This is a genomic window from Aliiroseovarius crassostreae (assembly GCF_001307765.1).
Taxonomy (GTDB): domain Bacteria; phylum Pseudomonadota; class Alphaproteobacteria; order Rhodobacterales; family Rhodobacteraceae; genus Aliiroseovarius; species Aliiroseovarius crassostreae.
The window spans coordinates 524,184-545,556 of sequence record NZ_LKBA01000006.1; the positions used below are offsets into that span (position 1 = coordinate 524,184).

Consider the following 21,373-nt stretch of genomic DNA (forward strand, 5'->3'; position numbering starts at 1 on the left):
GGTCATTCTTGACCTGCATTCCAGACGTGTCATCAGCAGGGTCGTCAGCAACAGGCGGGTAGACCCGGGCGAAATACGCCGGGTCGGCCCTGGTGCTTGATATCGCCATGCTTGATCCCATCTGCTACCAGGCTGTCAAATAGATGAGGCAATACCTATGCCGGGGCGGGCGGGCTATGTAAAAGATGAACAGCTAAATGGACGATGTCAGCACAATGGCGCATTCACTGGCTCAGCGCGGGTCGAAGGACACTTCCAGACGGGTGCCACCTGGTTCGTAAACCATGAAATGTTCCTTAGGCCCCTTGCCAGAAAATTCCGGAGCAAATTCCACCTCTACACCTGGCCAGTTTTGCACCGCTTCAAACACAGAATATAACTCTTCCGCACTTGTCACTTTCAATGCCAGATGATGTAGTCCGATATTGGCGTGCCGGTCAAACTCGTTGAATGCATCTGTCTTGCATTCCCACAACGTGAGCTTGGCATTGCCATCGGTCATATAGGCACTGGGGTAATCCGGGTTGCCACCGAATTGTTCCCAGCCAAGGGCACCTACGAAAAAGGCCTTGCTGGCCGCCAGATCCCTGACCGTCAAACCGATGTGATCGATGCCTTTTGTTGCTGGTGATGCCATCATACCCTGCTCCTTCAATACCCCAATAGGGTGATCCAAATTATCGTCGATAACACCAAAGCGTTTCGAGATTAGCTTGAGACACAAGTTGATTTCGAAACGCTTTAGGATCACGAACTGCCAACCGCATACTCTACATACTCAATACGCTAATTTGAGTGCAAACGCTCAAGTGTTTGCAAGAAGAGAGATGTGATCCGATTGGGATTTGGCCTGCGCCGCGTGACGGCGCAAAATGTTGTGCGATAGTACAGTTGGTCAGGCAGAACCGCTTTCATTCGGCCGCGCTGCACGAACTCCTTGGCAAGGTGATCCGGAAGAAAACCGACATAACGCCCCGACAAGATCAGAATGGACAGCGCATGTTCGCTTTGAACTTTGGCCGAGCGACGCAGCCCAAGCTGCTGTCCCACATGCAGGTTGGGAGAGTTCACGCTGATACCCGCATAGTTGGTCTGGCGCACGTCAGCCAATGAAAGCTCAGCATCATTACGCTCGAAGAACTCGTGTTCCTGGCCGCAATACACATACATGTTCTCGCCATAGATCGGCACATAGTTCAGGCTGGGCGACGACCTGTGCTGCGCGATAATGCCGATATCCAGCCCCCCACCAATCACCTTGGTTTCGATGGCGGTCGGCGGCTCGATCGACAGGTCGATTTCCACATTCGGTGCGGCTTGGTTAAACGCCGCGATTGACTTCGCCAGCTTCACCTCGGGGTTCGAGGCGCATTGGTCAAAAAATGCGATGCGAATGGTGCCAACCAGCCTCTTCTTGATCTCATTCACCTCGGCGCGGAAATCCGATACGCTACTTAATAGGCTGCCGGCGGCCTCAAGAACCTTCGCGCCATCTTCGGTCAGCGCGAATCCCGCGGGTCCCCGGTTGCACAACCGCAGGTCCAAACGGTGCTCAAGGTCTGAAAGATGCTTCGAAATGGTCGATCGGCCGATGTTCAGTTCGGTCTCAGCTGCGGCCAACCCCCCGCAATCAACCACTGATTTGAAGATCCGCAGCAACCTCAGATCGGCGTCGCCTATATTATTAACAAGTGAATTCAGCGCCATAGTCATGTTCGCAATATGTGAAACTTTGCGCGCACAAGTATATATTTTTGAAACGTTAATGGCAACCTACCCTCTTCGCACCGAGGCGAACGGAGCATTTGTAAAGCGCATGAGGAGAGCGCGCTCCGCAACGCCCGATCATCCAAGATGACAAACCGGGAGGACATCCATGTCATTTTTCAAGAAAGTCTGCACCCTGACCGCAGCCGTATCTGTCACCGCTCTGCTTGCCACTGGCGCGGCCCAAGCGAAAGACTTCAAGATCGCAGTTGGTGACGGCGCTGGCGGCACTCAAGAAGCGCTGGGCAAGGCATTTGTTGCGGCTCTGGAAGAAAACACCGGCGGCAAGCACACCGCATCCCTATTCCTGAACGGTCAGCTGGGCTCGGAACAAGACACCGTGAACGAAGCTGCGATCGGCACGCTGGATTTCTCGATCCTGGCCATCAACAACGTCACCCCGTTCTCGCCAACCGTTGGCACCCTGACGCTGCCCTATATGATCCTGAGCCTGGAAGACGCTGAAAAGCTGACCCAAGGCCCGGTAGGTCAGGAACTGGTCGAAAACACCATTCGTGACGCCGGCGTTCGCATCATCGGCTGGGCCTATTCGGGCTTCCGCGTTCTGACCAACTCGAAGCACCCGGTGACCACCGTGGCCGACCTGTCGGACCTGGTTATCCGGACGCCGAAGAACGAAATCATGATCGCCACCTACCAGTCCTGGGGCGTGAACCCGACCCCGATGGCGTGGTCGGAAACCTTCGCTGGTCTGCAGACCAAAGTTGTTGACGGTCAGGACAACCCCTACATCACCAACTACGCGATGAAGTTTGATGAAGTTCAGAAATACATCACCAACCTTCGTTACCTCTTCTCGATCGAGCCGCTGATCGTATCGGAAGCCGTGTTCCAGGACATGTCGGCTGAAGATCAGGCTGCCGTTCTGGCCGCTGGCGAAGCCGCGACCGCTTTCTCAGCACAGTACCTGCGCGACGAAGAAGCCAAGATCAAAGACGTGCTGCAAGAGCGCGGCATGGAGATCTCGGACCCCGCAGATGGCGAAGCCGAGTTCATCAAGTTGGCGACCGAAGCCGTTTGGCCGAAGTTCTACGACTCGGTTGGTGGCATCGAAAAGCTGAACGCAGCCCTGGCCGAAATCGGCCGTGACCCGGTCCAGTAAGCACCCCCAGTATCACTAAAAAAAGATAACGAGGAAGCGCCACGGCGCTTCTTCGACCACGGGAGGAGACTGCAATGTTCTGGAAATTTCTAGACAACATCGAAAGCATCATTTGCCGCTTTCTGTTGTCGGGCTTTGTCTTACTACTGTTCGTGCAGATCGTATCGCGCGAATTCTTTGGATATTCATTCAGCTGGATCGAAGAGCTTTCGGTCTACATGTTTGTCTGGTTCGTCTTTTTCGGCGCCAGCTATGCCGCCCTCAAAAGCGCGCATAACCGGGTCACGTTCCAGTTTAAATTCCTTCCCGCCCGCTACATCAAGTGGGTCGAGGCCTTTGCGGACCTTTTCTGGATCTTCTTCAACGTCTACTTCATCTGGCTGGCCTACGACTTCGTCTTCAACCGCATGAACAAGTTCTGGAAATCCCAGACCTTGGGCGTCGAAATGAAGTATATCTACATGGTTTTGCCGGTCGCCTTCACGCTGATGACGATCCGCATCCTGCAGGTGAATTACAAGAAACTCGTCCTTGGTGATGACATCGCCGACCCCGACCAGATCGACCTTGATGAAATCAAGTCGGGCGCGGGCGGTGCGACGGACGTGGACGAAAGCCGTTAACGGCGGCTCGAAGGGGAAATTCAATGGAAACTCAAATCGTTACACTCCTGTTCGGGTCGTTTCTTGGACTGCTTTTACTGGGCGCTCCGATCACCGTGGCGCTGGGCGTCTCGTCGCTGATCTCGTTCCTGTATCTGGATGAGAACCCGATCAAATTCGTGCAGATCGCGTTCACCTCGGTGGGGTCCTTCCCGCTGATGGCGCTGCCTGCCTTCATTCTGGCCGGTGCGCTGATGGAAGCGGCTGGCATTTCGAAACGTCTGATCAATGTGGCTGAAAGCCTTGCCGGGCCATTCACCGGCGGCATCTCGGCCGCCACCGTCATGGCCTGCCTGTTCTTCGGGGCGATCTCGGGCTCGGGTCCGGCCACCACCGCTGCTGTCGGGATGCTGATGATCCCGGCCATGATCGAGCGCGGCTATGGACGCGGATACGCATCCGCCATCACCGCATCATCCGGTGGCCTTGGCATCATCATTCCGCCCTCGATCCCAATGGTGATCTTTGGCATCGCAGCTCTTGGCATGGCGCCCCCGCCGGAAGCGGTCGAGAAATTCGGCACTTTCCAATCGGTCTCGATCTCGAAACTGTTCATCGCCGGGTTTGTCCCTGCCTTCCTGATCGCCTCAAGCCTTCTGATCATGAACTACATCATGTCGAAGAAGCGCGGTTTCAAAGGCTCAGCCGATGGATGGTCACCGCGCCTCGTCCTGTGCGAAATGTATCGCGGCTTCTGGTCGCTGATGGCCCCGCTGGTCATCCTTGGCGGCATCTATTCCGGCTTCTTCACCCCGACCGAGGCCGCAATCGTCGCGATCTTCTATACCCTCGTCGTGGGCGTGTTCATCTATCGAGAGCTGACATGGTCGTCGCTGTTCCAGTCGCTTGAAAGCACCACCTGGCTGACCGGTCGCGTGCTGCTGATCCTGTTCACCGCAACGGTATTTGGCCGCCTGCTGGTGGAAAACAAGATCCCTGCGATCATCGCGGACAACATGCTTAGCTTCACCGACAACCTGTATATCATCTGGGCGCTGATCATCTTCTTCCTGCTCTTCGTGGGCATGTTCATGGAGACCCTGGCAACCATCCTGATCCTGGTGCCGGTGATGCTGCCGGTTGCCTATTCGGTAGGCATCGACCCGATCCACTTTGGTGTGGTGATGGTCTGTACGCTGGGTATCGGCTTCCAGACACCTCCGCTGGGCGAGAACCTGTTCATCGCATCAGGGATATCCAACATCTCGATCGAAAAGATCTCGATCCGCGCGCTGCCCTTCGCCGCCGTGAACACGATCGCGATCTTCATCATCGCGTTCTTCCCCGAGCTTTCGCTCTGGCTACCGCGCCTCTTTGGCTACTGATGAAAGGATAACATCATGCAACAGCTGATCACCAATATCCTCTTTGCCACCGACCTGTCGCGCAACTCTCCCTACGCCATGCGCCATGCCGCCAGCATCGCGCAGGCCACCCGGGCGGAAATCCACGTTCTGCACGTGAATGAACCGATGTCAGATGACGCACGTATCGCGATGGAAATGTTTGTCCTGAACGAGGAAACCCGCAAAACCGCGCAAAAGCGCCGCCATGACATGATGAAAAAGGTGCTGGCGGAACGGCAGGCCCGGTTCTGGGCAAGCTTTGAAGGCGAAGATGCAAAGATCCGCGATCTGGTGACATCGGTTGAAGTGACCGATGGGCATCCGGCCGAAGTGATCCTGCGGCGCTCCAAGGAAATGAGCTGCGACCTCATTGTCCTTGGTGCCCATGACCACGGGTTCTCGCACACTTTCCTTGGCACGGTTGCCAAGCGGGTGCTGCGCCGATCCCAAATTCCAACCCTGATTGTCCCCTATCTGGGCGACCACGATCCTCTCAAAGACTGAAAGACCTCACCAATGACCAAGACCCTGACTGCCAAAGATCTGGCGGACACTTTTGACGCGTTCAACCGCCACGATGTGGATGCGGTAATGACCCATTTCGCCGATGACTGCGTGTTTTACACCGTGGCTGGCGACGAGAAATACGGCAACAAGATCGAAGGGGCCGACGCCATCGCCAACGCCTTCTCCGCCGTCTGGGCGGGCATGAAAGATGCCCATTGGGATCACCATTCACATTTCGTGCATGGCGACCGCGCCGTCAGTGAATGGACTTTTTCCGGAACAGACGCAAACGGCATGCGGATCGAAGCAGAGGGGGCGGATCTTTTCACCCTGCGCGATGGGGAGATCATCGTGAAACAGGCGCTCCGCAAGACGCGCCCCATGTTCAAAGCCTAAGCCCGGAGCGCGAATATCGCCTCTACCATCCGGGCCCTGAAAACGGCCCGGATTTTTCTTTTACCCCTATTTCGGGAGTGTCCCTCATGGTTGACCATACCCTTCCGCGTCACTGGCCCAAGTCCAGCTATGACCCGAAATACGACCCGATCATCGACGCGGGTCCCGGCCACAATCGTGACCACGCGCCGACCTATTGGATCGGTACTGCGGGCGAGCCGCCTGCAGATGACGGGCCTGTCTCGTCGGATATGGATGTGGATGTCGCCGTTGTCGGCTCGGGCTATACTGGCCTGTCCACCGCGATCCATCTGGCCAAAGAATACGGCATTCAAGCAGTCGTGCTCGAAGCCAACACGGTGTCCTGGGGATGCTCCACCCGCAATGGTGGGCAGGCTCAAATCTCATCCGGTCGCTTGAAGCGGTCGCAGTGGATCCAGCGTTGGGGCGTGGATGTCGCCAAAGGCATGCACCGCGAAGTGGCCGAGGCATTCGAGCTGTTCGACGACTTGATCGCACAGGATGACATTGATTGTGATCCGCAGACCGGTGGCCACTATTATATCGCACACCGCGAGAAGGTGTTGCCGAAGCTGGCCAAGGAAGCGGCACTGCTGAACGAAACCTTCGGCTATGGCGCACGCATGATCAGCCGTGAAGAGCTGCACGAGAAACACGTGAAAGATCAGGAAGCGGCGGGTGCCATGTGGGAACCCGACGGGACCTGTATTCACGCGGGTAAGCTTGCCTTTGGTTACGCGAAAATGGCCCGTCGTCTGGGCGTGAAGATCCATACTGGTAGCCCGGTCATGGGCTGGGAAACCAAAGGGAACGTGCATCACCTGCGCACCCCTGGTGGGATCGTGCGCGCCAAGTCGGTTGCGCTGGCTACAGCGGGCTATACGCCCCCCGGCCTGAACAGGAAAACCAAGCACCGTTTGATGCCGATTCTGTCCAACTCCATGGTGACCCGACCGCTGACTGAAAGCGAGTTGAAAGAGTGTGGAATTCAGACAAAATCGCCACTGACGGACACCCGCACCTTGCGCCACTATTATCGCCTTCTGCCTGACAACCGGATGCAGATCGGATCGCGCAGTGCTGTGACGGGGCGCGACGCCGAGAACGAAAGACACCTTACACTTCTCAAGGCCGGTCTGGCCCGCAAGTTCCCCGCGCTCGAGGACATCAATCTCGATTACTCCTGGTGGGGGTGGGTCGATGTCAGTCACGACATGATGCCGCGCATCTTCCAGCCGAATCCAGATGAAAAGATTTTCTACGCAATGGGTTATGGCGGAAATGGCGTGATGTATTCGGCGCAGGCCGGACGCCGCATGGCACAGCTGGTTGCGGGCGATAAATCGGACAAGGCGTTCGACCTGCCGATCTTTACATCCCCCCTTCCCAGCCACGGCTTGCTAACCCCGTTCCGCCGTTTGGGGCAGAGATTTGCCTATGTTTGGTACTATCTAAACGACGAGGTTCTGTAATTGCATCGCAACAACAGGTGTCGGCCGCGTCGCGTGGCCTCACCTGCGCATCACTCCAATCTGGATATAAGTTGAAATTCTGTTTGGCCCTACTTTTAGGCGCGAAACTACCCCCTTAACAGACACAAGAAACACTCACGCTGTCGCCAGCTGGCAACAACCAACAAAAGGATCAGAACAATGAAAATGACGACGGAAGAAGCTTTTGTAAAAGTTCTGCAGATGCATGGGATTGAGCATGCCTTTGGGATTATTGGGTCGGCAATGATGCCGATTTCGGACATTTTTGAAGATGCGGGCATCACGTTCTGGGACTGTGCCCATGAAGGATCTGGCGGCTTTATGGCCGATGGTTACACCCGTGCCACAGGCAAGATGTCGATGATGATTGCCCAGAACGGCCCCGGCATCACCAACTTCGTGACTGCGGTTAAAACGGCCTATTGGAACCACACCCCGCTGCTTCTGGTGACGCCGCAGGCGGCCAACAAGACCATGGGCCAGGGCGGTTTTCAGGAAATGGAGCAGATGCGCGCCTTTGCCGATTGCGTCTGCTATCAGGAGGAGGTCCGTGACCCATCGCGTATGGCCGAAGTCCTGAACCGGGTGATCATGCAGGCCAAGCGCAACTCGGCCCCCGCACAGATCAACGTGCCGCGCGACTATTTCACCCAGGTGATTGATATCGACCTGCCTGCCATTGTGGATTTCGAACTGCCGCAAGGGGGCGCTGAGGCGCTGGATCAGGCTGCTGCGCTGTTGTCAGAGGCCAAGTTCCCGGTCATTTTGAATGGTGCAGGCGTTGTAATTGGCGGCGCGATCGAAGCGTCCAAAGCCTTGGCCGAGCGTCTTTCTGCTCCGGTTTGCTGTGGCTATCAGCACAACGACGCTTTCCCGGGTTCACACCCCCTGCATGCTGGCCCTCTCGGCTACAACGGATCCAAAGCCGCGATGGAGCTGATCTCGAAAGCTGACGTCGTGCTGGCGCTTGGCACCCGGCTGAACCCGTTCTCAACCCTGCCCGGCTATGGCATTGACTACTGGCCCTCTGCCGCCAAAATCATTCAGATCGACATCAACCCTGACCGGATCGGCCTGACCAAACCGGTAACCGTGGGAATCGTGGGCGACGCCAAGAAAGTCGCGACGACACTGCTGGAAAAACTGTCAGATACGGCTGGTGATGCTGGCCGCGAAGATCGCCTGAACATGATCGCCACCACTAAATCTGCCTGGGCTCAGGAACTGACGTCGATGGATCATGAGCAAGACGATCCGGGCACCACCTGGAATGAACGCGCCCGTGCAGCCAAGCCTGATTGGCTTTCCCCGCGCAAAGCCTGGCGTGCCATTCAGGCCGCTTTGCCGAAGGAGGCGATCATCTCGTCCGATATCGGTAACAACTGCGCCATCGGCAATGCCTATCCGTCCTTCGAAGAAGGGCGCAAATACTTGGCTCCGGGCCTGTTCGGCCCCTGCGGGTATGGCCTGCCTTCAGTTGTGGGCGCCAAGATCGGCCGTCCGGACGTGCCGGTTGTGGGTTTCTCGGGTGATGGCGCCTTTGGTATCGCGGTGACAGAGCTGACAGCCATCGGTCGCGAGGAATGGCCTGCGGTCACGCAAATTGTCTTCCGCAACTATCAATGGGGCGCGGAAAAGCGCAACTCGACCCTGTGGTTTGACGATAATTTCGTCGGCACCGAGCTGGACACCCAAGTCTCATACGCCGGTATAGCCAATGCCTGCGGGCTGAAAGGCGTCGTCGCCCGCACCCAGGACGAGCTGACCGCCGCCCTGAACCAAGCGATTGAAGATCAGAAAAACGGTGTAACCACCCTGATCGAGGCCATGATCAACCAGGAACTCGGCGAGCCATTCCGCCGCGACGCAATGAAAAATCCAGTCAAGGTCGCCGGCATCAACAAGAATGATATGCGCCCGCAACAGGTTTGATGAAAGCTCCCTTGCCGGGGCTGGCCTACGCCCCGGCATTCCCTGCGCCCTCTCTTCATCCCCCTTGAAGAAGAGGGGGCGCGTTTTTCTTTTACAGGATGAAAGTGATGATGCAGGACAGAACAGCCCCCGCATTTGCACCCCGTATAGTGGCGTTTCTGCAGGACAATTGGCGCGGATTTCTGGTGTCGGTCGTCGTGGCTGCGGCGGCACAGTTTTTGTCGGAACATTACGGCGCGCCTGCAATGCTGATGGCGCTGCTTCTGGGCATTGCTTTTCATTTCCTGGCCGAAGACAGCGGCGGAGCGTGTAAAGCGGGGATTGAGTTCACCGCCCGCACCGTACTGCGCTTTGGTGTAGCGCTTTTAGGGGCCCGGATCAGCGTTGAGCTGATGGTGGGCCTTGGCCCGAAACTGATCGCGGTTGTTGTTCTCGGCGTGATCCTGACCATCCTGTTTGGCCTTCTGGTGGCGCGTATCCTTGGACGAGGGTGGCGTTTTGGTCTTTTGACCGGCGGTTCGGTGGCGATCTGTGGTGCATCCGCTGCGATGGCGATTGCCGCAGTCTTGCCCAAGAACGAACATTCTGAGCGCAACTTGATCTTTACCGTGTTGTCGGTCACGGTGTTGTCAACCATCGCAATGATCGCCTATCCGATCCTGACCGAGGCGTTTAACTTCAACGACGAAGTATCAGGCGTCTTCCTTGGCGGCACGATCCATGACGTGGCACAAGTTGTCGGCGCGGGTTTCTCGGTGTCGGATCAGGCAGGCGAAGTGGCCACGATGGTCAAACTGATCCGCGTGGCGATGCTGGCCCCGGTGGTGCTAATCATTTCGGTCTTGGTGCGCCGCTTTGCCGAAGACAATGCGGCTAAAGGCAAACGTCCGCCAATTCTGCCATCCTTCGTCATCGGCTTCCTCATTTTCGCCACCCTGAACTCGCTTGGCCTGATCCCGGCTGCTTTGGTCGACGCGATGTCGTCGCTCAGCCGTTGGGCGCTGTTGGTGTCGATTGCCGCTGTAGGCATGAAAACCTCGCTCAAACGCATTCTGGAAGTGGGCGGGCAGGCGATCGCGATGATCGTGGTCGAGACGATCTTTATCGCACTCTTTGTCCTCGCTGGCGTCCTGATGCTGGGCCACTAAGCAAATCCGTCGAGAAGGATCACACGATGAAACCGCTTGAAATGCTTTTGAAAAATGCAGCGCGCTCGCAAAAGAAGATCGTGCTGAGCGAAGGCGCTGATCCCCGTGCCGTAGCGGCGGCCATTGAGGCCCGCGCGCAAGGGATCGCCCGGATTGTGCTGGTGGGGCCAAAGGCCGCCGTGCAGGCGGAACTTGCCCGTGCTGGGGCCACGTCAGGCGACGGGATCGACATTCAGGATCCAGCGACGTCACCCTTGTTGGATGATCTGGCTGCACTGTATCACAAGCTGCGCCAGCATAAGGGTGTTACCCCGGACATGGCCCGTGAAGCCGCACAATCACCGTATGTTTTCGCGGCTCTAATGGTCAAGTCAGGCCATGCTGACGGAACCGTCGGCGGTGCCGTTGCCACCACAGCCGAGATCGTGCGCACGGCCATTCAGGTGATTGGCCCCAAGCCCGGTTCCAAGCTTATCTCAAGCTTCTTTCTTATGCTGTTCTGCAAAGAGCATCACACGAAGAAAGGCGCGCATATTTTCACCGACAGCGGACTGATCATAGACCCTTCGGCCGAAGAAATGGCGCAGATTGCACAGGCATCCGCCAAATCCTTCGTGGCCCTGACCGGCGACACGCCGCGGGTTGCGATGCTGTCGTTCTCGACGCGCGGAAGTGCCTCGCATGACAAAGTGTCGAAAGTGGTTAAGGCCACGGAACTGGCACGGGCAGCCAACCCCGATCTGCTGATTGATGGCGAGCTTCAGTTTGACGCGGCATTTGTCCCGGATGTGGCGGCCTCCAAGGCCAGTGGATCGCCATTGGGGGGCGACGCGAACATCTTTGTCTTCCCCAATCTGGAAGCCGGTAACATCGCCTACAAAATCGCCCAGCGCGTGGGCGGAGCCGCGGCCATCGGCCCGATCCTTCAGGGGCTCGCGCGCCCCGCCAACGACCTGTCGCGCGGGTGCTCTGCTGAGGACATCCTGCACATGATCGCCGTCACCGCCGCCCAGGCCGATGCCGCAGATATCTTGAAAGCTGAAGGAGAAGACGTATGATCCCTCACGTTGTCGACCTTAGCAAAACGTCCGACGCCAAAACCTCGCGCCGTCTTGCAGACATCCCGAATTGCGTGGTCGAGGGCGACCCCCATCAGGATATCTGGGTTCATTCGACAAGCCCGGATGGGAAGCTGACCGTTGGGGTTTGGACCTCGACCCCCGGCAAATGGCACGCCTTCGCGGGCAAGGAAGAGTATTGCTATATCGTGTCCGGCCGATGCGCCTTGATCCATGAAGACGGGACCCGGCAGGAATTCACTGCAGGTGGTTCGTTCTTCATTCCAGACGGCTTCAAAGGCTTCTGGGAAGTTATAGAAACCACCACAAAACATTTTGTCATTCGGGATACGAAGCCCTAAAGCTTTGCTTCCCTCCCCAGCAGCCTCCCAAGTTTCCACTGAGAATTGCCTCATGTGAACACGTTTCCCTGACGGATTCGGGCGGGGATATCCCGAAACGCTTTAAGAGGCCTGTGCCGAAACTTGCTTCACAATTCGCGCTGACGCAACAGCACAACCGCATAGTAAAAGCGAGTTGGGCCGGACGTTAAATTCTGTAGTCGGGGCGGACAACATGGCCAAGCGCTTTATCTGGCTTGAGACAGTATCCTAAAATTTTAATGCCACCGCCCGATAGGGCGATGGCAAAATTTTAGTGGTCAGAGTTGCAATTTAAGCTGGTCAAATTGCAAACTGTTGTGGGCTTTCACAACAAAAACATGTGGCGCTCCATCTGACATTACCTATCCGCACATGAAAAACCTTTTTGTATCAACACACTCATATCACATTGGCGCGGTATACTGACCAAAAAATTCAGAATGAATTACCTTCATTTAGTGAAGCGAACGAAGGCCTCGCCGCCCCTCCTTGAACAGCAAATCGTCACTCGGTTGCTCTAGGTTTTGCTAGAGTCCGAACCAACAATCTGAATAGAAGCGGCGTATCAATGATCCGGCGAGCCGCCGTTCGCCGCAGCGTTCTTGAAAGTTGGTAGTGCAGGACTTTGCCGCCCATTGCCCTTGCGGGTGCTTGCTGACGCAGCATTTACTCGCATGTGCAGCGCGCAATTTGCGGCAACACAGCGGATTTCACTAAACCAGACATTCACCCGCGCTGATCCTGTTGGATTTCAAACTGCCCTTTCGCCGCAACTAGGACCAGCCACCGAAGAGCCAGACATTCCCGCTTTTTGACAAACCGGTTCGGGTGTCCACTACCTGTGAAGATCTGGGGTCGCTTAAGGCTCAGGGCTAGATAGTATGCTTAAATTGTTTATCAAGATGCCTTCATTCCGCTGGCGAAAGAGCGGCTACAGGCGCTCAAACCGGGATTTGGCATCAAAGTCTTCACCCAAAATCGCCTGCACCATTACGCCTTCATGTGCTGTAAATACGAGATCGATACAGGACCACGGTCGCGTACAGATCAAGCCACAGCACCAGCTTTGCTTAAATCGCCACCACATAAAAACTGCTTTTTGAGCGGCGTGTCCGATCCGTTTCGAATCAAAAAAGTCAAGAACATTGCGTTGTCAAAAATCACCAAAGACAGGCTCAATTTAGACCAATATGCCTATCCCAAAAGTAAATATTGATATGTGTTAAACGAACAGCCGAGACCCACATGCAAAGAGAATTTTACATCGAGAACCCGGAGACTTTTGTCATTGAGACAGCCGTCCAGGATGCGCTGCCAGGGCGGGTTTTGCTGGCCAACTCGCCTTTTTATCCAGGTGGCGGCGGACAGCTTCCTGATCAAGGTTGGCTGGATTTTGGAACAGCCAGAGTGAAAGTTAACGGGTTTTCCAGAGCCGGTGCGGGATGGTGGGTCAATCTGGAAGATGAAAACTATTTGGCCAGCGGTGATTTGATTGCAGAAGTGGACACTCACTTTCGTGAGAGTATGAGGCAGGTGCACACCGCAACGCATGTATTGAATGCCGTAATCTTCCGTGAATTTGAAAATGCCTTGGTGACAGGGGTGCAAATGTATGCCGACAAAACCGCAAGAATGGATTTCAACCTTCCAGACGTCGATAATAACAAAATTCGAGCGTTGGAGCCAACAGTAAACAACATTTTGGCGCAAGATCACAAAATTACCGACGAGTACATCGACTATGACGCGGCAGAACTTGAACCCGGGTTGATCCGCTCACAATCGGCGGTACCACCTCGTACGCCAGACAACAAGCTTCGGATTGTCAATATCAATGAGGTTGACCGCCAAGCCTGTGGCGGCACGCATCTTCGAAACACAAGCGACTGCCCTCCAATTTCAATTGTGAAAATTGAAAATAAGGGTCGTCAAAACCGGCGTGTCAAAATCTCGATCGCTAAATAGCGCTTGGCCTTTCTCTAATCAGAACGACAATTTCCAAGGAGGTGTTATGTTATCCATTCGTGAGAAATATCTGGTCTTTCCGAACTTCACTCAAAATTTCTGGACTTGGCTAACAGGTAAGGCGTTGCCGAACCAAAAACCAATGTTTGTTTTTTCGCCACTGGCCCATTTCGTGACCGCTACCGCGTTGTGTTTTGGAGGCTTCGGCCTCAGCCTTGCAGCTTTCTATGGGCAGGTCAACATTCTCTGGTTGTTTGCAGGTTGGGCTATGGTAATTGCAGGCGGTCGCAAACTGGCCGCAGTTATTCTACACCAGTGTGTGCATCGTATGTTTAGCGGCAACATCAAGCTCGACAATTTCACAGGAGAGCTCGTTACCACGCTTTTGTGTACTCAGGATGCCATGAGCTATCGCAGCGATCACTTCGGATTGCACCACCGTGCGCTTACATTTGCTACCCAAAATGATCCAATTGTGAAGTTTTTGTCGGGGCACGGCATGACCCATGACATGACGAAGAAAGAACTCTATGCGAAGTTCTTCACACGTATCCTTTCGCCAGTCTTTCATGCAAAATTCTTCTATTGCCGGTTAGTTTTCAATTTTGTCACCTGCGGACCGTGGAGACGCGCAGCATCTGTTGCCTTTTGGACGGCCATGATTTCGGCAGCTGTGCTGGCGCCGAACGGTTTGTTGGCATTCGTGCTGGTTTACGCAGTACCAGTTACTTTACTGTACCAGATCAGCGCGTTCGTTGAAATCTGTAGCGAACACGCATGGCTGGTGCCCGACGATCCCAACCAGAAAGTCGAAAAGAAATACTATCACGTCTTCAAATCCTGGGGTCGGTTCTGTGGTTCGGTACCGCCAACCGATATCGAGAAACCATTGTTACGTGCAATTCGTTGGGTTGGGTTCTGGATAGCAACAGTTTTTTACCATCTACCGGTTCGGCTATTCATTCTGATCGGGGATCTCCCACAACACGACTTTCATCATCGCCATCCATCCGAGAAAGATTGGGTTATTTCGGCTTACGCCCGTCAGCGTGACATCGACAACGGGCATGAAGGGTGGCCACCTTATCGCGAGTTCTGGGGTCTGCACAATGCCATTGAGCATGTGTTTTCGGGCATGACCGATGCCATCCAGAAAAACAAGATTTCTGACGATGAAGGTTTGGCTGCATGATACCTCGAATTGAAACCCCAGCAATTGAATTCTACGATACAACGCTTCGTGACGGCGCACAGACCGTTGGAGTAAAATACACGGTAGCCGAAAAGAGGTCGATTATAGCGTCTCTGGATCGGCTTGGTGTGGATTTTATTGAGTGCGGTTGGCCAGGGGCAAATCCTACGGACAATGTGTTGCTTCAAGATCCGCCGATGGTTCACCGCAGCGAGCTTGTTGCATTTGGAATGACACGGCGAAAGGGAAACACGGCAGCAAACGATCCCACGATCCGGGCCTTGACCGAAGCAAAAGTCCCGAATGTGTGTTTGGTAGGCAAATCTTCGTCGTGCCATGTACAGCATGCCTTGAATGGAACCAGCCGTCAGGACAATTTGGACATGATCGTGGATAGCATTGGTTATCTAAAACAAAGGAAAAAGAAGGTGTTTCTCGACGCAGAACACTTCTTTGATGGTTACAAACAAGATCGCGATTTTACTTTAAGCTGTGCGCTCAAGGCCTACGAGGCAGGTGCGGAAAAAGTTGTACTTTGCGACACGAACGGCGGCATTTTGCCCTCGGAAGTGTCCGAGATTCTGGTGGACGTAGCCCGGGTTCTACCGCTGGAAGCGGTCGGGGTCCATTTCCACAACGATCTTGGTCTTGCCGACGCCGCTAGCCTTCTGGCAGCTCAGGCGGGAGTAGGTCAAATCCAGGGCACGATTGCCGGGCTGGGAGAGCGATGCGGCAATGCGAATCTGTCTACGTTGCTACCGCTTGTAGCGTTCAAGTCGCGTGTGCCAACAAACGTCAGGAAAGAAATGCTCACTGTGTTGCCCGAAATCACGAACGATGTCGCCTTGAAAGCAGGCGTCAAGGTCGGCCAAAGCGCCCCATTTGTCGGCGAGAATGCATTCACCCATAAAGCTGGATTGCATGCATCTGCGGTAGGGAAGGATGGTAGCTTGTACGAGCACATTGATCCAAGGAATGTAGGGCGAAGCTCAAAAACCACACTTTCGTCACAGGCTGGGTTATCGAATCTGCGCATCTATCTAAAAAGACTGGGGGTTTCAGCATGTCAAAATGACGGGCGCCTGCAGGTCATCCTTGACGAAATCAAACAACGTGAATGTGATGGCGAGAATGTCGAGTTGAATACCGGAAGTATTGACTTGTTGATTGCTCAGAATCTGTTCGACGTTGATCTGCCTCTCACACCCAAAGTTTTCGATGTTCGCGATACCGCTGATGCGTCCGGTCGGGATAGCCGGGCCAACGTTGAATTGTTTGTTGGTAAGTGTCGGAGAACAGTGCGTGCAAGCGCATCAGGTATCGGATCTGTTGATGCCTTGAGCAATGCAATGGAATCGGCCTTGGCACAAGAATTTCCGGATATACCAAAGTTTTCACTTTTGGATTACTCGGCGGATATTGGCGCTGAGGCGATGGGGTCGCGGTCACGGGTGCAGGTTCAACTGAAGGCCTTGAGCACAGGGACAGATACTTGGCAGGTCGTAGCAACATCGAGCGACATTCTAACCGCCACGTGGGACGCATTTATCATCTGTGCCAATCGCCACCTCGTGTTTCAACAACTCAGGAAGAGTGCTGCGCAAGTTGGAGCACAGAAGGCCGAAAGTGCCTTTTTGCGGGCACCGTGTTCAGGCGGCTGCAATGAGCTGTTGGCTTCGAAGTTTGAAGACAAGACTAAACGTGCAATGGAGAAGGGAACTGTCAATGCTTAATACTATGGAAAAAGCCCATTCGGCGATGCCGACAAAGGTCAATGACCCTATCAATATGGTTGGTGGCTTTCGACTGGTGCCGGGCCAATACTACAATCAGGGGCTGGATGAAACGGTGGTTTCTGATTTCCAGGGCCTGTTCGACGCCTCTATTGAACTGGATCCGTATTCGCCGGTTCGTGTGCGCGGCATGTTGAAGATTGCCTACGATGTTGACAGCGATCAAATCACGATTAAGAAGGATCAGTTCTACCTTCAATCTGCCTCTGCCAATTCAACCGATGGGGGAGTTGTCCGGCGTTTTAAAGTTCTGCCGGAACAAATTCTGGAACACGCCTTCTTTCAGGCGGTTTGGTTCAAGGATAAAGAACTTTTGAAAGACTATGCAGATCAAACCGGAATGACCAAGTTGGACCTCAGCATTCATTTCATACGTTATAGGGTGGAACCCGGCGGAGCGTCCTATAGTTCACCGGTCTGGCTGCATCAGGACGACGAGCCGCTCGTGTTCATTCATCTTGTCAAGCTCACTGAGAACGCAATTGGTGCCGACAGTGTGGTCTCAGGAATGGACGACATGCCAACTGGTGTATATCGTCTGAGCGAACCGTTTGATACGTTGATCGTCGATCCCACAATGAAACATGCTGTTACGCCACTCGGCTCGACGGGCGGCGAAGCCCACCGTGACGTCATGCTGGTCAATCTAGAACACAGCATTCAGCAGAACTGAACTCAAGCAACATGGCCAGGGGACTTGCAAGCATGTCGGTAATCGCAAAGATAAATGCATTTGATGATGAGTACGTTGGCCGAATTGCTATGGTGATAGCGATGGCGTTGTCGGGAACTATCGGGCTTTTTGTGGTCTGGTCTGGTCATCCCGCCTACAACGCCATCGCCTATCGATGCACCATTGGCCTGGCAGTCCTGTTCTTGTATTGTCGATTTTTCGGCATCCTCAAATTCAGGAATATCCCCAATAAAGAAAAAATATACATCATTGCAGGTGGGGTAACATTGGTGCTGAATTGGTTTTTCCTGTTTTCAGCTTTTAACAAATCGACCATCGGGATCACGACAGTAGTATACAATATTCAACCGTTTCTCCTTGTCTTATTGGGGTTCCTCATTTTTCGTGAAAAGCTGACTTCGACGGCCGCCATTTGTCTAGGAGTTTCATTCGCAGGCCTTGTCGTCATTGTTAATCCGGACTTGGAGTTCTCCGGAGAGTCAATCAGCTTCTTAACCGGCCTGTTCTTTGCCTTTGTTGCCGCTGCTCTGTATGCAGTTTCAACGATTTTTACCAAAATGGTAAAATCAGTTCGGCCTGAGATGGTCGCAGTTTATCACATGATCATTGGATCCGCGTTGTTCTTGCCATTCTATACAGCGGATTTTGCAAATGCTGCGAATGCGGAAGCAGTGTATTTGGTGATACTTGGCCTCCTTCATACAGGTGTCATGTATATTTTTCTCTATACTGCCTTTTCCAAAGCAACGACCGCGAGCATCTCGGTTCTGTCATTTATTTACCCACTAGTTGCGGTCGCGGCGGATTTCATTTTCTTCGGAACACCTTTGACTCTACCCCAGCTTGTTGGATCCGCAATGATTATAGGTTCGAGCTATGTGTATAATACGCAGAAAGCAAAATCATAGAATATGGAATGCCGTTACTTGGAGAACCATTAACGATTATCATTACAGCGGCGAGGATCTAAACCTTAGGGTGTTTGATACGCCGTTACTTGAATCGTGGCATGTATCAGTAAAGAGCAACAGATGGAAAAGCGGAATTTACAAGGCAGAAAACCAAATCAAGTCGACAGTACCCTCCAACACACGCTGCGCATTCGTTGTGCGATTTCGCGCAATATCGCAAGATTAGATTGAGTTAATATGCGTCCTTGTAGCAGTTTAGACCCAGATGCCCTCCTCGAAGGCACTAATGTTTCTATGTTCTTTTCGATTTTCTCGAACGCCTTGGTCGGTGCATCGGTACCCGGCACGTTGACAAAAATACGAAAGAATTCGTCCAAGATTGCCAACAACGCTTCGCCGGATGAGCTTACCGGCTGTCTGCTTGCCACGCTAGCCGCAAGCAAGCCTGCCGGCCAGATGCTGGAATTGGGAACTGGCACCGGTGTGTCTGCTTCCTGGCTCTTGTCGGGAATGGATGCACAGTCGAGTTTGCATTCGGTAGAACTTGATAACGAATTGGCAGAATTTGCCCAGCAGGAACTGGCAAACGACAAGCGTTTCTCGCGTATCGTCAGCGATGCAGCTCAATATTTCGAAACTATACCTTCAGGGTATTTTGACTTGATTTTTGCAGCCAATTGTCCCGACAAGCCTATTCATCTTAACCTTGCCGTGCGCGGCTTGAAGCCCGGCGGGTTTTACATTCTAGACAACTTACTGCCGCAGGCAAACCGACTGGACGCGCACAACGCAAAGCTTCCGGGCTTGTTGACATCATTGATGGGAAACCCAGAGTTAATCATATTGCCGTTGGACTGGTCCACAGGCGTCGTAATCGCCGTGAAAATCCCGAGCGTCTGCAATCCGACAGTCAACTTGACGAAGGCGCAATAATATGCGTTTCAAACCCTTTGTCTAAGTTACCAAGCATCAGGAAACCAGTCATCATCTAGTCTCGAGTTATGCGACGGGCGGCAGACCCCTGAATTGGTTTAGTGTCGGAGGTCAAGGTTTGGGCTGTGCAATCCGCCTAGTAGATTATGGAGGCGTCGTAGGAAACAGGCACATTGCAGTCATGCTTCGACTGCACGTGCGATCAGAATATGAAACACAATTTACACTAACTTTGGGCCTCAAACTAAGCCGCGAACGCTGGATTAGTGACCGAATAGGCAGAAAAACGCTGACGGATTCACTGCTGTCTTCTTATGCGCTGTACGCTGCAATCGGTACACGCTAAGAGCGATTTGCATCATCTTAAAAGTGACCACTGCCTGAAACAAATTTTCAACATGCCTCGCACTGAAGTAAAAGACACGGTCAAATTTTGGCAAGATCCCCAAACTAAGGGGATGGATTTCATGTCTGCGCAATTCACTTCGAAACGCTTTCCTATGCACGCTCATGACTCTTTTGTGATTGCGTTCACAGATGGCGGTGGATCTTGTTTTCGGAGCAATAGATCGTCAGGCGAGGTAAAAAGAAAGCAATTTCTAGTATTCAACCCTTGGGAAGCACATGCTGGCTGGTTGGGGCGCAGTAAGGATTGGTCTTATAGAGCAATTTATGTGTACGACGACGCCGTCGAACAACTCAAGCAGAGATTAAGGATCAACGGTTCGGTGAGTTTTTCGAACAACTTAATCTTAGACGACCAACTGCATGAAGAGTTTTCGCGGCTGCACCACTCGTTTGAAATGAATACAGATTTCTTTGCCCAACGAGAAAACCTGTATGCTGCCTTCAACAGTCTATTTTTGCGGTATGGTCACGTCAAAACTAGTGAAACAATTGCACAGGCTGATGAATATCGACTTCGTCTCGCTAAGGAATTCATTCACGATCGCTATGCAGAAAAGCTGACCATTGAAGAGGTGGCTGCTGAAATTGACCTTTCGTGCTTTCAAATGATCAAACTTTTTCAGAAGAGTATGGGAATCACTCCCTATGCCTATTTAACACAAGTTCGCCTTTGCCGAGCGATTCAGTTGATCAAACAAGGCGTCTCTCTTTCCAGCGCCGCTCTGGACACTGGGTTTTATGATCAGAGCGCACTGACAAACCATTTAAAGCGCTGCTATGCGATTACGCCTTCCCAGTTGAGATAGATTTAATCCATTAAGTGAGCCAGTCGGTTGCTTAATGAGGTAAATTCGCCTGACCGATCGCCGTGACGCAAGGTGTTTCGTTGTCAAACTGGCCGCCCGCCATGCCAGTCGAAGAGCGAAGATTGCCCTGACCAGATTGGGCTACGATCTGAGTGTCCAGGTCTCTTAAATTTGAAATGAACCCATCCGAACTAATCAGATACAGGAGATGAGATTCAAAACTATCGAACTTCTCATAAGACGGTGGACCGAAAGTCTCTTTGACTTGGGCAAACACCGTTTCTGCTGAGGGGCGATCATTTCCAACTGCAACAATGGTTCTCTGAACACCCAAGACACGCCCTTCGAGAACACCAGTCGCCAGAGACAGGATCACTTCCTCATATGGTTCCTGGCCCATGCGCATAAACGGCGTTACCCATGGCGATAGCATCCGCTGGGCATACTCGTATCGGAATTCACGCCCTTTCGAACTACGCACATTAAGAGTCACCAGTTCGTCGACAAGTTGTTGATCGAAATGTGCCAGAAGCGCTTCAATCGCTTCAAAAGCCATATCACCCGGGCTGACATCCAAGACCGAAAATGTGGTCGCCTTACGCTCAGGTTTTGATGTCAGTGGTTGCAGTTTTGTTTCTGCAAATGCCTCGATCGGGCAGAGGCCAAAAACCAGGACCACAGAAAAGATTTTGGGCCAAAGACGAGCAGAGCTCATTGCTCCGCAACAAGATTGGATAAGTGTTTTCACAAATGCACCCTCTCGGCGTAACACAACTACGAATGTATGTTAAAACAGGTAGAGTTAAAACCGGCGTTGCTCAATAGACTTGTGTGT

At 53.3% G+C, this 21,373-nt stretch carries 20 protein-coding genes; 17 read left to right on the forward strand and 3 right to left on the reverse strand.

The window, feature by feature from the left end; all coding sequences use genetic code 11:
- Nucleotides 1-232 precede the first annotated feature (232 nt).
- On the reverse strand, nucleotides 233-751 hold the full coding sequence (locus AKJ29_RS08920) for a VOC family protein (RefSeq protein WP_217642141.1): 519 nt from the start codon (nucleotides 749-751) through the stop codon (nucleotides 233-235).
- Between the two features lie 35 nt (nucleotides 752-786).
- Nucleotides 787-1,707 (reverse strand): LysR family transcriptional regulator, encoded by a 921-nt coding sequence (locus AKJ29_RS08925; RefSeq protein WP_055189984.1) that lies wholly within the window; start codon nucleotides 1,705-1,707, stop codon nucleotides 787-789.
- A 169-nt stretch (nucleotides 1,708-1,876) separates the two neighbouring features.
- Here AKJ29_RS08925 and AKJ29_RS08930 point away from each other — a divergent pair, with 169 nt between their 5' ends.
- From AKJ29_RS08930 to AKJ29_RS09010, 17 genes are all read left to right on the forward strand, one after another.
- Complete coding sequence (locus tag AKJ29_RS08930; RefSeq protein ID WP_055189986.1) at nucleotides 1,877-2,890, forward strand: TRAP transporter substrate-binding protein; 1,014 nt, start codon at nucleotides 1,877-1,879, stop codon at nucleotides 2,888-2,890.
- A gap of 74 nt (nucleotides 2,891-2,964) precedes the next feature.
- Entirely contained in the window at nucleotides 2,965-3,513 is a 549-nt protein-coding gene (locus AKJ29_RS08935) for a TRAP transporter small permease (RefSeq protein ID WP_055189988.1), read from the forward strand.
- A 23-nt stretch (nucleotides 3,514-3,536) separates the two neighbouring features.
- Complete coding sequence (locus AKJ29_RS08940) at nucleotides 3,537-4,877, forward strand: TRAP transporter large permease (protein ID WP_055189990.1); 1,341 nt, start codon at nucleotides 3,537-3,539, stop codon at nucleotides 4,875-4,877.
- Between the two features lie 15 nt (nucleotides 4,878-4,892).
- A complete protein-coding gene (locus AKJ29_RS08945; protein ID WP_055189992.1) occupies nucleotides 4,893-5,402 on the forward strand; it encodes a universal stress protein in 510 nt (169 codons plus the stop codon).
- Nucleotides 5,403-5,414: 12 nt separating this feature from the next.
- Nucleotides 5,415-5,801 (forward strand): nuclear transport factor 2 family protein, encoded by a 387-nt coding sequence (locus AKJ29_RS08950; protein WP_055189994.1) that lies wholly within the window; start codon nucleotides 5,415-5,417, stop codon nucleotides 5,799-5,801.
- 86 nt (nucleotides 5,802-5,887) lie between these two features.
- A complete protein-coding gene (locus AKJ29_RS08955; RefSeq protein ID WP_055190542.1) occupies nucleotides 5,888-7,294 on the forward strand; it encodes an NAD(P)/FAD-dependent oxidoreductase in 1,407 nt (468 codons plus the stop codon).
- 180 nt (nucleotides 7,295-7,474) lie between these two features.
- Nucleotides 7,475-9,247 carry a sulfoacetaldehyde acetyltransferase gene (gene xsc, locus AKJ29_RS08960; protein ID WP_055189996.1) on the forward strand — a complete coding sequence of 591 codons (1,773 nt, stop codon included), beginning with the start codon at nucleotides 7,475-7,477 and terminating at the stop codon, nucleotides 9,245-9,247.
- 107 nt (nucleotides 9,248-9,354) lie between these two features.
- Nucleotides 9,355-10,395, forward strand: a complete 1,041-nt coding sequence (locus tag AKJ29_RS08965) for a YeiH family protein (RefSeq protein WP_055190544.1) — start codon at nucleotides 9,355-9,357, stop codon at nucleotides 10,393-10,395.
- 26 nt (nucleotides 10,396-10,421) lie between these two features.
- Nucleotides 10,422-11,453, forward strand: a complete 1,032-nt coding sequence (gene pta / locus AKJ29_RS08970; RefSeq protein WP_055189998.1) for a phosphate acetyltransferase — start codon at nucleotides 10,422-10,424, stop codon at nucleotides 11,451-11,453.
- Nucleotides 11,450-11,815 carry a cupin domain-containing protein gene (locus tag AKJ29_RS08975; protein ID WP_055190000.1) on the forward strand — a complete coding sequence of 122 codons (366 nt, stop codon included), beginning with the start codon at nucleotides 11,450-11,452 and terminating at the stop codon, nucleotides 11,813-11,815. Before pta ends, AKJ29_RS08975 begins: the two co-directional genes overlap by 4 nt.
- A gap of 1,266 nt (nucleotides 11,816-13,081) precedes the next feature.
- Nucleotides 13,082-13,801 (forward strand): alanyl-tRNA editing protein, encoded by a 720-nt coding sequence (locus tag AKJ29_RS08980; RefSeq protein ID WP_055190002.1) that lies wholly within the window; start codon nucleotides 13,082-13,084, stop codon nucleotides 13,799-13,801.
- Nucleotides 13,802-13,847: 46 nt separating this feature from the next.
- A complete protein-coding gene (locus AKJ29_RS08985; protein ID WP_055190004.1) occupies nucleotides 13,848-14,993 on the forward strand; it encodes a fatty acid desaturase in 1,146 nt (381 codons plus the stop codon).
- Nucleotides 14,990-16,726: an alpha-isopropylmalate synthase regulatory domain-containing protein gene (locus AKJ29_RS08990; protein ID WP_055190006.1), complete on the forward strand. Its 1,737-nt coding sequence runs from the start codon at nucleotides 14,990-14,992 to the stop codon at nucleotides 16,724-16,726. The genes AKJ29_RS08985 and AKJ29_RS08990 overlap by 4 nt, the downstream gene beginning before the upstream one ends.
- Nucleotides 16,719-17,459 carry a 2OG-Fe dioxygenase family protein gene (locus AKJ29_RS08995; RefSeq protein ID WP_161805390.1) on the forward strand — a complete coding sequence of 247 codons (741 nt, stop codon included), beginning with the start codon at nucleotides 16,719-16,721 and terminating at the stop codon, nucleotides 17,457-17,459. Before AKJ29_RS08990 ends, AKJ29_RS08995 begins: the two co-directional genes overlap by 8 nt.
- Before the next feature lie 32 nt (nucleotides 17,460-17,491).
- Nucleotides 17,492-18,388: a DMT family transporter gene (locus tag AKJ29_RS09000; protein WP_161805391.1), complete on the forward strand. Its 897-nt coding sequence runs from the start codon at nucleotides 17,492-17,494 to the stop codon at nucleotides 18,386-18,388.
- Nucleotides 18,389-18,685: 297 nt separating this feature from the next.
- Nucleotides 18,686-19,324, forward strand: a complete 639-nt coding sequence (locus AKJ29_RS09005) for an O-methyltransferase (protein WP_055190012.1) — start codon at nucleotides 18,686-18,688, stop codon at nucleotides 19,322-19,324.
- A 314-nt stretch (nucleotides 19,325-19,638) separates the two neighbouring features.
- A complete protein-coding gene (locus AKJ29_RS09010) occupies nucleotides 19,639-20,538 on the forward strand; it encodes a helix-turn-helix transcriptional regulator (protein ID WP_055190014.1) in 900 nt (299 codons plus the stop codon).
- Nucleotides 20,539-20,569: 31 nt separating this feature from the next.
- On the opposite strand, the gene AKJ29_RS09015 is transcribed toward AKJ29_RS09010, so the two are convergent.
- Entirely contained in the window at nucleotides 20,570-21,253 is a 684-nt protein-coding gene (locus AKJ29_RS09015) for a hypothetical protein (protein ID WP_055190017.1), read from the reverse strand.
- Nucleotides 21,254-21,373: the final 120 nt, after the last annotated feature.

Bases quoted from the DNA above. Each gene is read 5' to 3' on its own strand.
- AKJ29_RS08935 (WP_055189988.1), top strand. From the start codon at position 2,965: ATGTTCTGGAAATTTCTAGACAACATCGAAAGCATCATTTGCCGCTTT.
- AKJ29_RS08995 (WP_161805390.1), top strand. From the start codon at position 16,719: ATGCTTAATACTATGGAAAAAGCCCATTCGGCGATGCCGACAAAGGTC.
- AKJ29_RS08985 (WP_055190004.1), top strand. From the start codon at position 13,848: ATGTTATCCATTCGTGAGAAATATCTGGTCTTTCCGAACTTCACTCAA.
- AKJ29_RS08940 (WP_055189990.1), top strand. From the start codon at position 3,537: ATGGAAACTCAAATCGTTACACTCCTGTTCGGGTCGTTTCTTGGACTG.
- AKJ29_RS09005 (WP_055190012.1), top strand. From the start codon at position 18,686: ATGTTCTTTTCGATTTTCTCGAACGCCTTGGTCGGTGCATCGGTACCC.
- AKJ29_RS09000 (WP_161805391.1), top strand. From the start codon at position 17,492: ATGTCGGTAATCGCAAAGATAAATGCATTTGATGATGAGTACGTTGGC.
- xsc (WP_055189996.1), top strand. From the start codon at position 7,475: ATGAAAATGACGACGGAAGAAGCTTTTGTAAAAGTTCTGCAGATGCAT.
- AKJ29_RS08980 (WP_055190002.1), top strand. From the start codon at position 13,082: ATGCAAAGAGAATTTTACATCGAGAACCCGGAGACTTTTGTCATTGAG.
- AKJ29_RS08945 (WP_055189992.1), top strand. From the start codon at position 4,893: ATGCAACAGCTGATCACCAATATCCTCTTTGCCACCGACCTGTCGCGC.
- AKJ29_RS08930 (WP_055189986.1), top strand. From the start codon at position 1,877: ATGTCATTTTTCAAGAAAGTCTGCACCCTGACCGCAGCCGTATCTGTC.
- AKJ29_RS08975 (WP_055190000.1), top strand. From the start codon at position 11,450: ATGATCCCTCACGTTGTCGACCTTAGCAAAACGTCCGACGCCAAAACC.
- AKJ29_RS08950 (WP_055189994.1), top strand. From the start codon at position 5,415: ATGACCAAGACCCTGACTGCCAAAGATCTGGCGGACACTTTTGACGCG.
- AKJ29_RS09015 (WP_055190017.1), bottom strand. From the start codon at position 21,253: ATGAGCTCTGCTCGTCTTTGGCCCAAAATCTTTTCTGTGGTCCTGGTT.
- AKJ29_RS08955 (WP_055190542.1), top strand. From the start codon at position 5,888: ATGGTTGACCATACCCTTCCGCGTCACTGGCCCAAGTCCAGCTATGAC.
- AKJ29_RS09010 (WP_055190014.1), top strand. From the start codon at position 19,639: ATGCGCTGTACGCTGCAATCGGTACACGCTAAGAGCGATTTGCATCAT.
- AKJ29_RS08990 (WP_055190006.1), top strand. From the start codon at position 14,990: ATGATACCTCGAATTGAAACCCCAGCAATTGAATTCTACGATACAACG.
- pta (WP_055189998.1), top strand. From the start codon at position 10,422: ATGAAACCGCTTGAAATGCTTTTGAAAAATGCAGCGCGCTCGCAAAAG.
- AKJ29_RS08925 (WP_055189984.1), bottom strand. From the start codon at position 1,707: ATGGCGCTGAATTCACTTGTTAATAATATAGGCGACGCCGATCTGAGG.
- AKJ29_RS08965 (WP_055190544.1), top strand. From the start codon at position 9,355: ATGATGCAGGACAGAACAGCCCCCGCATTTGCACCCCGTATAGTGGCG.